This is a genomic window from Klebsiella sp. LTGPAF-6F (assembly GCF_001753185.1).
Taxonomy (GTDB): domain Bacteria; phylum Pseudomonadota; class Gammaproteobacteria; order Enterobacterales; family Enterobacteriaceae; genus Klebsiella; species Klebsiella michiganensis.
Genome location: NZ_CP017450.1, coordinates 480,010 through 492,467, shown reverse-complemented (window position 1 = coordinate 492,467; position 12,458 = coordinate 480,010). Strand labels below are relative to the sequence as shown.

The 12,458-nt window shown below is 52.6% G+C and carries 10 protein-coding genes and 4 pseudogenes; 6 read left to right on the top strand and 8 right to left on the bottom strand.

Annotation, left to right across the window (positions count from 1 at the left end; genetic code table 11):
• Positions 1 to 4 precede the first annotated feature (4 nt).
• The 3 genes from BJF97_RS02340 (at position 5) to arsH (ending at position 2,172) form a co-directional block, all read left to right on the top strand.
• Complete coding sequence (locus tag BJF97_RS02340) at positions 5 to 514, top strand: arsenate reductase ArsC (protein ID WP_007372635.1); 510 nt, start codon at positions 5 to 7, stop codon at positions 512 to 514.
• 139 nt (positions 515 to 653) lie between these two features.
• Positions 654 to 1,151 (top strand): phosphatase domain-containing protein, encoded by a 498-nt coding sequence (locus BJF97_RS02335; RefSeq protein WP_047028317.1) that lies wholly within the window; start codon positions 654 to 656, stop codon positions 1,149 to 1,151.
• 298 nt (positions 1,152 to 1,449) lie between these two features.
• Positions 1,450 to 2,172, top strand: coding sequence for an arsenical resistance protein ArsH (gene arsH, locus BJF97_RS02330; protein ID WP_013095191.1), 723 nt, complete (start codon positions 1,450 to 1,452; stop codon positions 2,170 to 2,172).
• An 82-nt stretch (positions 2,173 to 2,254) separates the two neighbouring features.
• On the opposite strand, the gene BJF97_RS02325 is transcribed toward arsH, so the two are convergent.
• Positions 2,255 to 2,785: a GNAT family N-acetyltransferase gene (locus BJF97_RS02325; protein WP_013095190.1), complete on the bottom strand. Its 531-nt coding sequence runs from the start codon at positions 2,783 to 2,785 to the stop codon at positions 2,255 to 2,257.
• Between the two features lie 93 nt (positions 2,786 to 2,878).
• Here BJF97_RS02325 and BJF97_RS34980 point away from each other — a divergent pair.
• Positions 2,879 to 3,012 (top strand): annotated as a pseudogene (locus BJF97_RS34980) (DUF4113 domain-containing protein); the annotation flags it as partial.
• Positions 3,013 to 3,115: 103 nt separating this feature from the next.
• Here BJF97_RS34980 and BJF97_RS34975 read toward each other — a convergent pair.
• A complete protein-coding gene (locus tag BJF97_RS34975; RefSeq protein ID WP_227522475.1) occupies positions 3,116 to 3,484 on the bottom strand; it encodes a hypothetical protein in 369 nt (122 codons plus the stop codon).
• Positions 3,485 to 3,627: 143 nt separating this feature from the next.
• Between BJF97_RS34975 and BJF97_RS02315 the strand changes: the two genes are divergently transcribed.
• Positions 3,628 to 6,294: a TrlF family AAA-like ATPase gene (locus BJF97_RS02315; protein WP_013095186.1), complete on the top strand. Its 2,667-nt coding sequence runs from the start codon at positions 3,628 to 3,630 to the stop codon at positions 6,292 to 6,294.
• A 194-nt stretch (positions 6,295 to 6,488) separates the two neighbouring features.
• Positions 6,489 to 6,800 (top strand): hypothetical protein, encoded by a 312-nt coding sequence (locus tag BJF97_RS02310; protein WP_070082760.1) that lies wholly within the window; start codon positions 6,489 to 6,491, stop codon positions 6,798 to 6,800.
• A gap of 10 nt (positions 6,801 to 6,810) precedes the next feature.
• Here the strand turns inward: BJF97_RS02310 and BJF97_RS02305 are convergent.
• From BJF97_RS02305 to BJF97_RS02280, 6 genes and pseudogenes are all read right to left on the bottom strand, one after another.
• Positions 6,811 to 8,018, bottom strand: a pseudogene (locus tag BJF97_RS02305) (IS256 family transposase).
• Positions 8,019 to 8,144: 126 nt separating this feature from the next.
• Positions 8,145 to 8,468: pseudogene (locus BJF97_RS02300) on the bottom strand (conjugal transfer protein TraG N-terminal domain-containing protein); the annotation flags it as partial.
• Between the two features lie 64 nt (positions 8,469 to 8,532).
• Positions 8,533 to 9,288 (bottom strand): IS21-like element ISEc10 family helper ATPase IstB, encoded by a 756-nt coding sequence (istB, locus tag BJF97_RS02295; protein WP_038423655.1) that lies wholly within the window; start codon positions 9,286 to 9,288, stop codon positions 8,533 to 8,535.
• The gene (istA, locus tag BJF97_RS02290) at positions 9,285 to 10,784 is read right to left on the bottom strand and encodes an IS21 family transposase (protein ID WP_004118622.1); all 1,500 of its coding nucleotides are present in this window, start codon (positions 10,782 to 10,784) and stop codon (positions 9,285 to 9,287) included. The genes istB and istA overlap by 4 nt, the downstream gene beginning before the upstream one ends.
• A 94-nt stretch (positions 10,785 to 10,878) precedes the next feature.
• Positions 10,879 to 12,105, bottom strand: a pseudogene (locus tag BJF97_RS02285) (conjugal transfer protein TraG N-terminal domain-containing protein); the annotation flags it as partial.
• 13 nt (positions 12,106 to 12,118) lie between these two features.
• The gene (locus tag BJF97_RS02280; protein WP_013095183.1) at positions 12,119 to 12,457 is read right to left on the bottom strand and encodes a hypothetical protein; all 339 of its coding nucleotides are present in this window, start codon (positions 12,455 to 12,457) and stop codon (positions 12,119 to 12,121) included.
• Position 12,458: the final 1 nt, after the last annotated feature.

Genomic DNA, 12,458 nt, shown 5'->3' with positions numbered 1-12,458 from the left:
CGCGATGATGAGTAAAACATACAATGTCCTGTTCCTGTGTTCAGGGAATTCGGCACGGAGCCTGTTTGCGGAAGTGCTGATGAACCAGCTTGGCGGGGGAAAATTCCGGGCATTCAGCGCCGGCACTCAACCGGCCAGTTCACCTCACCCGCTGACGCTCAGGGTACTTAACGATCAGGGATTCAGCACTGAATCCCTGAAAAGCAAACACCTGCAAAACTTTCGGCATCCTGATGCCCCGCAAATGGATTTCATTTTTACGCTGTGTGACCGGATGGCGGGAGAAGGATGTCCGGTGTTCCCGGGCAGCCCCATAACAGCCCACTGGGGTTTCCGGGATCCGGCTTTAGCAGCGGGAACCGATACGGAGAAATACCACGCCTTTGTGGAGGTTGAAAAACAGATTGCCACGCGCATCCGGCTGTTTCTGAGCCTTCCCCTGGATAAAATCGATCGGCTTTCATTACAGAAGCAGCTGCAGGCAATGGGTAATACCGGATCTGACGAACATTAATCCGGTACCGCCCGGCCACCCTTTCTTACAAACCCTGACGATGTCCTGAGGACGTTATCCCTGTTGATACAGCCAGCATGGATGGGGTAAAGGCATAACGTTAACCAGATTAATAACAATAAGTATGGAGTCTTTATTGATGTTTCATCCGTTTGATATTCTCACCCTGGACAATGGTGCCAGGCTGATATTTACCCCCTGCCCGGGAACCAGAGGGGTGTCCCTTGCTGATTCATTAAAATCCTTAAAAGAAGCCGGTGCGCAGGCTGTTATCACGATGATGACGCTGGCTGAACTCAGTGAAAATCAGGCTGATGCACTTCCGTCACTGTGCGCTGACCTTCATATGGACTGGTTTCACCTCCCCGTGCAAGACAGCTGTGCACCTGAAGAACCATTTGAACAGGCATTTGCCCGAGAGAAAAAGAGCCTGCTGGCTTTAGTCCGGTCTGGCGGGACGCTGGTTATCCATTGTCATGGTGGTTCTGGCCGGACAGGCATGATGGCCGCTGTTCTGATGCTCGAGTCAGGTTATCAGCCTGCTCAGGTGAAAAAACAGGTCCAGCTAATCAGGCCAAAATCACTGACTTCGCCGGTACAGGTCAATTATCTTTGTAAGCGATACGGCTACCAGTAACAATGCCGTAATGTGCTGGCAGACCTTCCCGTCGAAAAATTATCCATCAGGGGGCAAATTTGTACCCTGATGGCCCCTGAACTGTATTTTTCAAACGCCCGGCAACAGCAGATTCTTCACTCTGCCCTTTCAGGGAGTCAGTGAGGCTCATACGTCAGGAAAGGCAGGGCCGTCCCCCTGTACTGCCAGCCGCAGTATGAACAACTGACCCAGATTGTCAGATTTTTGCTGGATGAGTGTTGCATGGGCAGCGCAGCCAGTGTTTTAACAATACATCAACCTGTGAGTAAAGCCTGCAATGAACGAATTAAATGACAGCCTGCCAAATATCATCCCTGACATTTTCGATACTCCGGACTTCACTGGCAAACCTTTATCTGAAACGCCCGGGCATGCACCACGTATTTTGATGCTTTATGGATCTGTACGTGAACGTTCATACAGCCGCCTGACTACGGAGGAAGGAGCACGCCTGCTCACCGCCATGGGCGCTGAAGTCCGTATTTTTAATCCTTCCGGGCTTCCCCTGCCAGATGATGCTCCGGATACCCACCCAAAAGTTGCCGAGCTACGTGAACTGGTGCGATGGTCAGAAGGAATGGTGTGGTGCTCCCCTGAACGTCATGGGGCGATGACCGGGATTATGAAAGCACAGATAGACTGGCTCCCACTGAGCGAAGGGGCTGTACGCCCATCGCAGGGGAAAACGCTGGCGGTGATGCAGGTCAGCGGTGGCTCCCAGTCCTTTAACGCGGTTAACCAGATGCGTATTTTAGGACGCTGGATGCGTATGATCACCATTCCCAATCAGTCGTCAGTCGCCAAAGCCTGGCAGGAATTTGATGAAGAAGGCAGGATGAAGCCCTCAGCCTATTACGACAGGATCGTGGATGTGATGGAAGAGCTGATGAAGTTTACGTTGCTTACCCGGGGGAGAACTGCCTACCTGGTTGACCGCTACAGTGAACGTAAGGAAAGTGCCTCTGCACTTTCCGGGAGGGTAAACCAGCGCAGCATATAGTGCTTAAGATTTACGGGAGATATCTGATTTCTTTCGGGGAAGGCACGCCCCGTAATAGCCCTCCCGGATGTAGAGAAGAGCCTCAGCCAGTGGGTATGTCCGGAAGTGTAACATCACCGGCACCAAGAGTGCGTTGCAGTATTACTGTATCAAGCCAGCGACCATGCTTAAACCCCACGGATTTAAGTGTCCCCGTATGCCTGAAGCCTGCGGAACGGTGCAGTGAAAGAGAGGCGATATTTTCACTGTTACCCACTACGGCGATAAGCTGGCGAAAACCATGTTCCTCTGCCCATGCCACTACACGTGACAATAACAACGTTCCGATCCCTCGCCCCTGAAATGCAGGGGCTATGTATACGGAATCTTCCAGAGTGAATCGGTATGCGCATCTTTCACGGTAAAGTGAAAGGTAACAATAACCCAGAACCTCTCCATTCTCTGTCGCGACAAACCACGGGAGTCCGGCAGCATGTATATTTTTTTGCCGGGCGGTCATTTCTGCCACATCGGGTGGCTCTGTTTCAAAAGTGGCTGTGCCATGCAATACATGCCAGGCGTATATCTGCTGAATCGCGGAGATATGTCTTTCATCTGCTTCAGTTATTTCCATCTGTGTAACTCCCTGCTGAATAAGAGCACAAGCGTACTTCATGGAAAACACCTCAGACATAGCGAAATGCTTATCACCCCTATAAGTAAATATTTTATCCGGATACAGCCACGCGCGAACAGCGATGAACTGATGAAAGTGCTGGACGGGATCAACCATTCCGGGTTAGGGAAGTGTGAATAGCGCTTGAACGGCAGATGAAACGTGAAATGCTCTCACCTTCTTAGACAACGAAATGGCTAGATATTCCTCGCGCTTTTATTAGCTAAACAGTGTGACGTAATGCCAGCACGGCCGACCAGTCGATGGTCACCTCAGGATGAGGAAGTTTTACATCAGTGGGACAGAAAATGCCGGCAAAGCTGCCACACAGTCATTTATCCGGGACTGACCGGGCAGATACTGCGCCAGCAGATGATCCAAGGCGACTCGTGCATAACTTTCACTAGCGTTTACCCGGATTTTACTCTGTCGTTCCATTTCATCTCCCACCGTGACCAACTGGCTGTGCATGGGGAGCAGATAATTGAGCATTTTCGTATACATACACGCCTCTACAATTCGCTCCGAAAACGTTTCATGGTCGCTGGCAAACACGCTCGGCGCGTGGCGCCCCACCCCGTTTTTTTCAGACTGAAGCGTCTGACAGAGAGTCAGGAGCGCTGCCAGTTCAACAGCAGTTTCTCTGGCCGATTTCATCCCATTTATTCCTCTGTCTCTGTAAGTGTGTATGACTTCCCCGACACCCTGATGCTAATAATTGCTCAAAAACATGGCAAGCTCAAAACGCTCTCATTATTATCTCAATGAGATTAATCCCGAATAGAGGGGAACTGCAGCGAATGAAAGGCTCTGAATGGAATAAATGGGACCTGCACATTCACAGTCCGATGACTTGGCTTGCCAATGTATACGCCGATAACTGTGATATAGAGACCTACGTCAGAAAGCTGGGAGAGCAACAACTGTCCCTGATAGGCCTGACCAACTATTTTTATTTCCAGGAAAATGAACTGGAGATTATCCGGAGTGAAATTGGCCGGCAGGGTCTTAATATTACAGTGCTTGGCAACGTCGAGTTTCGTCTCGATCAACAGAATAAAGACGAAGCGTTTATCAATGTGCACGTTTTGTTCTCCGACAAGCTCAGTACCTCAAAAATAAACGAGATACTTTCCAGACTTCCTCTGAAGCTGACCGATGATAGTGGGAAAAAAGTATACGCTTGTGAAAGCAGCGTACGTGATAGCGGGCATAACGTGGATACCATCGTGGTTAACCTCAGTGATCTGCTCGAACATCTTTCGTCAGCGCTGAGACCTTTTATCGATTATATCGTAGCCGTCTGCCCGAATGGTTACGGCGGCTACCGTCCGGGTGCAACCGGGCGTTCAGCAGCGATTGCTACTGAAATTGATCGTCAGGGACATATTATTTTTGGGGACCCCAACGATAGAGATTACTTCTTAACGACAACGCGCTATCCGGGAGCCTCGCTTAAACCAGTTTTTCACTGCTCGGACGCTCATCGGGCAGAACACATTGGCCGCGCTTACACATGGGTTAAGGCGAAGCCAACATTTGAGGGTCTCCGTCAGGCATTGCTGGAACCAGAAGCTCGCCTGCAGTTGGGCGCGGACTGGCTGGCGCAAAGGCCCCCAAAAGTACATTTCAGCCATATTGCTGTTGAAGGCACAATTTTCGACGGGCAAGCAATCCGGTTTAAAAAACAGAGTATTCCTCTGAATCAAGACATGGTGGCCATAATCGGCGGGAGGGGTACAGGTAAGAGCCTTCTTCTTGACGCGCTGCGCTCCCGCTTTGCCGGCGCCACAGCGTACGGCATTGAAGAACGTGAGGTCAACGTTGAACATCTGTCAATAGAGCTGGATAAGACAAACGGTGAAAAGACGCTTTTTGATACTCGCACTGACAGCTATGACTATCTGCACGTTTCGCAGGGGGAAATCAAAACCCTATGCCAGCAACCCGGCCTTATCAGCGATGAGATCAAAAAAATGCTTCGGCTGGCCGACTGCGAGGTTGCGGACGAACAGCGTAGAGGGCTGGGTGAAAACCTGAACGCCTTCCAAACGTTCCGCGAATACTATGTGGCCCAGGATGAGCGCCAGTACTATATCAATACGCCCGGGTATCAGGACGAAGTTATCAAGGTCGCCCAGGATAAGATAAACACACTCACTAGTGAAAAGAACAAAGCACTGATTGAACGATTTCGGGCAAACAGTCTACGAGCCACCGCACTGACGCGAGGCATCAATGCAGGAAATGCTTTTCTGCGGGAGGCTACAGCCGCAGAAACATCACTGAATAGCCGCCTGACCGAGATGAATACGGTTTCCGCCGGCGTGGTTCCCGTGCCACCGCTAGATCTGTCAGAGCTGATGGCTAGAGTCAAAGCCTATATGGAAGCGCTACAGACTCAACTGATGGAGACCGGAGAGGACAATCTGCGAATAACTGCTGAATTCCGGGAGCAGGGTATTGAACAGGACATCACTGGCGTGCTCGACAAAATTCAAGGCTATCAGCGGGAAATTCAGCAAGCGCAGCTCAGACATGGAGAAATTCAGCAGCGTATTACACAGTACAACAATGACGTCCGGCAGAGGGGAAACTTGGTGGAGACTTATGTCCGTCAGCTTCTGGAGCAGAAAACGGCTATCGACTCCTGCTTTGCCGCACTAGCGGAAAAACCACATCTTAAGCCTGACCAGCAGGAACTGATAAAAGAGATCCTGACCGATATACGTATTTACGGACAGCCTCACTTTGACACCGCTAGGTTCTATAATGGAATACTTGAGCGACTTAACCGCGGACGGTTCCGGACTGCAGGCGAGCAGTCTGGCACAGAAAAGCTAACTCAGGTTCTCGGCGTAAGGAGCATTGATGATTTTGTGGCACTTGTCCGGGGTGATGCCATCATCGAGCTTCCCGAGGAACCCGGAAATAAGATTACGCTTGAGGCCTTTCTTTGGAGGTCCGAGTATTTCAACAATCAGGGACCCTACGCCCTGCAGCGCTTCCTCTGCAGCCCCGAACACATCAGCAGCTATCTGACGGTGAGGGCCGAGTTTGAATACAAAGGAAAAACGGTTGAGAAGCTGTCGGCTGGACAGCGCGGAACGTTCTACGTTTGCCTGAAGTTGGCGACCGATGCGTTTGGTTCTCCATTTGTTTTCGATCAGCCAGAGGACGACCTTGATAATGACTTTATCATGCGCCAGCTTGTTCCGCTTTTCCGCAAAATCAAACTTTACCGGCAAGTCATCATCGTGACACATAATGCCAATCTGGTGGTGAACTGTGACGCCGAACAGGTAATTGTGGCCAGCAATGAAGATGAAGTGATCAGCTACCGCAGCGGCGCACTTGAGCACGGCGACCACGGGCAGAAAAACAGCATGCGTAAGGCCATCTGCGACGTATTAGAAGGTGGGCGTCAGGCCTTTGAAGCCCGCGAACAGAAGTACGGAATGCTGTGATAAGTTTTCCCACTGCTAATCGGTCAGCGCTGGAAATCTCGGTTGTGAGGGCGGAAAAAATCGCCGTCCCTCACCGCTTCGCCCATGCTAGCTGAAATTCTCACTTACCGCTTTATTAATGAATTACCTGGTGTAGAATTAATCAGGGTTCGTTTAAATAATGATAACCAATGGCTAAATAGGTGGAGGTAAATATGAGCAAAGATGGATTCCGTGCTGATGATATCGCCAGCACATTTGCCCGGTTCGCCAATAAACGCCGTAATATTGTTTGTGATGAGTCAAAGTTGCAGAGGAAGAAACCAGAACCGCTTGAGTTCTCCAGTGCAACCAATGCATGTGGAACTGCTGTGCTGGCTGGTATAGCAGATCTTATGATTATTACTCCAGAACGTAAAAAACAAAATGAAGAGTGGAGTGAAAGCTGGGATGCAGAAAGAGAAGATTGGGAAAGTCAAGATAGACAATGGAATGATAACAGAGAGCCTGTACACCATTCTGTGTAAATGCCTTTTCTCAGAAGTGACCGCTCAGGCGGTCACCGAACTCGATGATAAAACGGCTCATTGCCATGCGCCAGTCCCTCAGCGGCATCGTCCATTTTTGTGAGGCGGCCTGGATTGCCAGCCACACGACCTTTTTCACTGACTCATCCGTCGGGAACACCTTGCGCTTTTTGATCGCATGCCTGATCACGCTGTTCAGTGACTCAATGGCGTTGGTCGTGTAGATGACTTTGCGGATATCTGCCGGGTAGGCGAAGAACGTCGCAAGGTTCACCCAGTTTGCCGTCCAGCTCCGGCTTATCTGCGGATAGCGGCTGTCCCAGGCGCTGGCGAACGCTTCCAGCGCCTGCAGACCTGCTTCTTCCGTCGGCGCCTGGTAAATCGCCTTCAAATCGCGGGTAACGGCCTTGTAATCTTTCCAGGAGACGAACCGCAGGCTGTTGCGCACCATATGTACGATGCACAGCTGGATGCGGGCCTCCGGATATACCGCGTTTATGGCGTCCGGGAAGCCTTTCAGTCCGTCGACACAGGCGATGAGGATGTCGTTCAGGCCGCGATTCTTCAGTTCTGTCAGCACATTCAGCCAGAACTTCGCGCCTTCATTTTCGGCCAGCCACATACCAGCAGTTCCTTCTGGCCTTCGATGTTGATGCCCAACGCCAGGAACACGGATTTATTGATGACGCGACTGTCCTGCCGGACCTTAAGGACAATACAGTCAAGGTAAACAATAGGATAGATTGCATCCAGTGGCCGGTTTTGCCACTCAACAACCTGCTCCATGACGGCGTCAGTGACTTTTGAGACCAGCGCTGGCGAGACATCCGCGTCGTACATCTCTTTGAATGCAGTCGCTATCTCGCGGGTGGTCATCCCTTTGGCGTACAGGGATAAAATCTGATTATCCATCCCGGTGATGCGGGTCTGGTTTTTCTTCAGCAACTGAGGCTCAAAGGTGGCTTCGCGATCCCGGGGAGTACGCAGTTCAAGTGGACCATCCGCAGTCGCTACGGTCTTTGTTGAGTAGCCGTTGCGGGTATTGGAGCCCGGTTTAGGCTGATTTTTATCGTACCCCAGATGGTGAGACATCTCAGCATTGAGAGCCGCCTCAACGCTGATTTTCTTCAGCAGACGATCGAACTGGCTAAGATCGTCGGGAGTTTTGAGATTTTTGGCCAGTTCATTAGCCAGAGCCTGCAACTGTTTTTCGTCCATAAAGTAACCTGCCTTTGATGTTGAATTGAACATATCAAAATCAGGCAATTACACAAATTTATGTACAGGCTCATAACAGATGAACTGCGCGTTCTAAGCAACATGCAGTTCATCTTATAAATGCTTCTATTTAAGCTTAAGTCCCCCTTTTAAAGCACCTCCGGCTTTATCTGTAGCAATCTTCTGGGCATCTCTACCCGCCTCTGCACCAGCCTTCTGTGGCAAAGAACCACCTTTTTCCAAACCTGTCGATATTGCAGTTCCCAAATTAACGCCAATCCAACTAAGCATGCCAATCCAGAACACCGGGAAAACCACATACATCATTCCCAGCACCAGATTCATGATCCAGCCGTCGTTGGTTGAGCTGATAAAATTCGCAAAAGGTACAGAACTGGCCAGTCCCTGCTGGGCCATATTATCGTAGAGGATGGTGATCAGACGGTCATTATTAGACGTCAACTAGTTTTGCCGACTGGCGCCAACTATTCTGGCCGCATCCTTTAGTGCGACGTTAAGTCGCGCTGGTTACTGCCTTTGCCGTCTTTTTCCTGTAGCTTTCTCCCTTCAGTTCGAACATATATCCGTGGTGGATCAGCCTGTCGGCCGCCGCTACTGCCATCGTCTCATCCACGAAGATGCTGCCCCATGTGCTGAACGGATGGTTACTGGTGATCACCAGACTCCCTCGTTCATAGCGATGAGCGATTAACTCGAACAGCACACCGGTTTCCGCGTTGTCGCGTTTGACATAACCGAGGTCATCCACCACTATCACCCGATAGCGATCCAGTTTCAGTAACAGCTCATTCAGTTTCAGCTGAGCTCTGGCTTTACGCAGTTCCTGCAACAGCTCTCCCGCGCTGTAGAACCGGGCCCGGTAGCCCTGACCTACAACGCCATCCACGATCGCTGCCGCCAGATGGCTTTTCCCCAGCCCGCTGGCGCCGAACAGCAGGACGTTTTCACCTGCATCAACCCAGTCTGTCGTTTCGCAGAGCTGCCGGAACTGAGCTGCATTCAGCTCCGGCACCTGGGCGAAGTCATATTCACCCAGGGTTTTCGCGACCGGCAACCGGGCTTCCTTTTTATAGCGGCGCAGCTTTTCGCTTTCACGCCACAGCAGTTCTTCATTACACAGCGTCAGCAGATAGCGTGACGGGGTCCACCCCTCTGCCAGCGCACGTTTTTCCAGCGCATGCCATTCCGCGCCAACGCGTGTCAGGCGCAGTTTTCGCAGGCTGCGTTCCAGGTGATGGATATTGCTCACTGCAGACCTCCTTTTCCACGCAGCAACTGCTCATAACTGCTCAGGTTATGCTGAACGACACTGACGGGCGGTAGCTCTTTTTCCTTTATTCCCAGGAACCGCATCAACCGGTTCAGATCCAGTTCGCCTGGGGTATTCAGCATCTGCTCCATCCCGCGTGCCACGACCGAGATATCGTCATACCCCGCAGCCAGTTTCAGTGCGTGTACCATCAGTCTGCCAGCCATTTCGGGCTCCAGGTGGTTGCACAGACGGCGCCATAGTTTTCGCCATTCATCATCCGGCAGGATGTCGTTTCTCAGTGTCGCATGGCAGAACGCCCCGGGCTTTTTTGCCAGGCTGTCGATCACATGCCGGAAGTCGATTCGCCGTGCCCGCGTCTTGCCTTTTTCGGGTCTGACCCGGGGACAGTTCATGACTTCGTTACTGCCAACGTAACAACTCAGACGGTCATCCCATAACCGGACCCGCAGAAGCTGGCCAACCAGCCGGGAAGGGACGCTGTAGATGACGTGCCTGACGTTGATGGTACTGCTGCTACTGACCCTCACCGTCAGTTCGTCATAGTCGGCGCTGCGACGAAGCGGCAGCGGCTTCAGATGAGGCTGCTCTTCTTTAACCAGATCCTGATTATTGCGGTTATGCCGCATGACCTGCTGAGTGATGAAGGCCTGGTATTCTTCAAGCGTACTGAAGTCGTTGCTACCGCGTAGTATCAGCGCCTGGCGGATCCGCCGTTTCAGATGCCCGTGAGCGCTCTCCACCGAACCGTTTTCATGGCCCCGTCCGGCATTATTGTGCACGCCCTGCATACCGTAGTGCCGGCAGAGCTCGGCATAACGCTCTGTCAGTTCCCGTTGACCGTCTTCACCCCGGTGTTTCCACGCGGCCCGCAGGCTGTCAGTTTTGTGCTCTGACGGCACGCCGCCTAACTGACCGAGCGCCTCCTGCAACCCTTCAGCCAGGGCAGAGAAGCTCTCCCCACCCAGCACAACCCGCATCCAGCTCCAGTGGCTCCACTCAAGGCGGAAGTGATACAGCTTATGCGCCAACAACTTACCGGCGATGGTGACAACTACGCCTTTCAGCTCAGTAAAGTCAGACAGACCACGCAACCCGGGTTGATGCCGCTGGCGGAACATGACCTCCTGCTCCGCACCATATTGCAACTTCCATTCACGGACCCGCCGCTGCATTGTCCTGCGGAGGTTGTTGGGGTACTGACCAGGATATTTATCCTGTAGCATTTCCAGCAACGTGGTTGGCATCAGAGCAGGCCTTTCTTTCAGTAAAGGGACAAGCTCGCTGTCCCACACAGCTTCAAGTGGATCTTTACGCGTTCGCCAGTGGCGTTCACCGGCTTTCGACCACTGATCTTTCTCGATCCGGCGACCAGATCGGACAGAGATACCGGCCTTCATGGCCGAGATATGCTGGGTTGCCCCTTTTTTACGTTGAGTCATGTAGTAACTGACCTGAGAAGTATTGAGCGTCACGCCATTTCCTGTTGGAGCATGTACATGACATTCAGATTACAAAACCGGCCAGAATAATCAGCACCAGGCGGACTGAGTTATTGTCGTCTCATAGGTCATCGAGCCACCCGGCCAGTTCCCACCAGAACGTGATGAACTGCAACGCAAACAGCGCAAATGATATCGTCACCACCGTTTTGGGCTCATAGGCACTGAACATCATCAGGACCGGTATTACCGTAATAATCATCATCTGCAGCAGCGCCTGAATCATCGGAAGCGCCTGTTTCAGCGCATCAAATCCCGGCAGCGCTTCCGCCTGCTTGAGGCCCAGCCCGATAGTGGACGTCAGTCGTGTCATATTACCGACCACGCCGGTCACGTTATCAGAACTTCCCACGGCATACGTCGTTCCGTCTCCGGAGAGGCCGGCATTACGCGGACTGACCAGCCAGCGCAGGGCGACCTCTTCCCACTGCGTCCCCGGGAATGATCGCTGCATCTCCTTACGCGTGTTGTCACCAAAGCTGGCCAGTACCCGCTTGCGCAGCCCGGACGAGCCATCTGACCACCACGTTTTACAGGTGGGATAGCCTCCCTGCCCGGTATCCGGATAACCGCTGTCGCGCGTGCTGTCATAAGGCCACTGGCCCCTCGGTGTGGTGGCGGTGTAATAATCGTAATAGCCGGACGTATTCAGAAAATAGTCGCTGCCAATCCAGCCCACCGAGTTAATGGTAGCATCGCTGAGCTGGCTGTTGCTGTTCTTGAGACGAAAGTACGCCCGCGAGTAACACTGGTTCGCAAAATCCTGCACCTCCTGCAGCAATACCGGGTCACGCAGCTTCGTGTTCTGCACGTCAAACCGCATCTGGCGCAGCTCCGTACCGCACGGGATGGACGCAATCATCGCCTGCGTGGTGCCTTTCGAAATCATGTGCAGCAGATACCACCAGATGGGCACCTCAGCCGTGCGGCCGTCAAAGTCGTTCACCAGTCCGCTGTAACCGGAGTTCTGCGGCGTGGGAACACTGACACCGCACTGTTTTGCCCGGGAACTGTCGAATTTAATGGTACTGATATCCACCGGCAGCAGCGGAATGCAGCAGAACAACATCACCACAAACGACACGTAAAGCGCATGCTCGATACGGGGCAGTGCCAGCAACCCTTTGTTGCCTTCGTCTGCCCCTTCCTCCCGGACCTTCAGCCACACACCCATCACCTTAAAGACCAGCGGCAGGGCGAACAGCCCCGTGCTGCCGAGGATGGTCCACATGGCGTTGTTCATCACCCAGCCGAACAGGATGAGAAAATACTCCAGAAAACTGTTCGCAGTCATTGTCCCCTCCTCCTCACGCCACACCTGCCCAGGCCACGCACTCCGTGGCCGCAATAAACAGTACGCCGAGCAGTTCCGTGCGCGGCAGGCGAGCCCGGACCTCCGGCCAGCGCGCCAGCATCTGCGGCCGGACCTTCATCCGCCAGACTACCGCGATGCCGGCATACATGAGCAGCCGCCAGGTAAACAGTGCCCAGCGGCTGTCATGCAGCCAGCGACGGGTCAGGTGGCCATCCGGGTCATACGCCATAAACACAGAGGCCAGTGCGAACATGGCCACGGTTATAAGCAGTAAGGCGGCAATCATCAGGACAATGCGGCCCGTACGACCGCGAAGAAAAGAGCGCTTCATA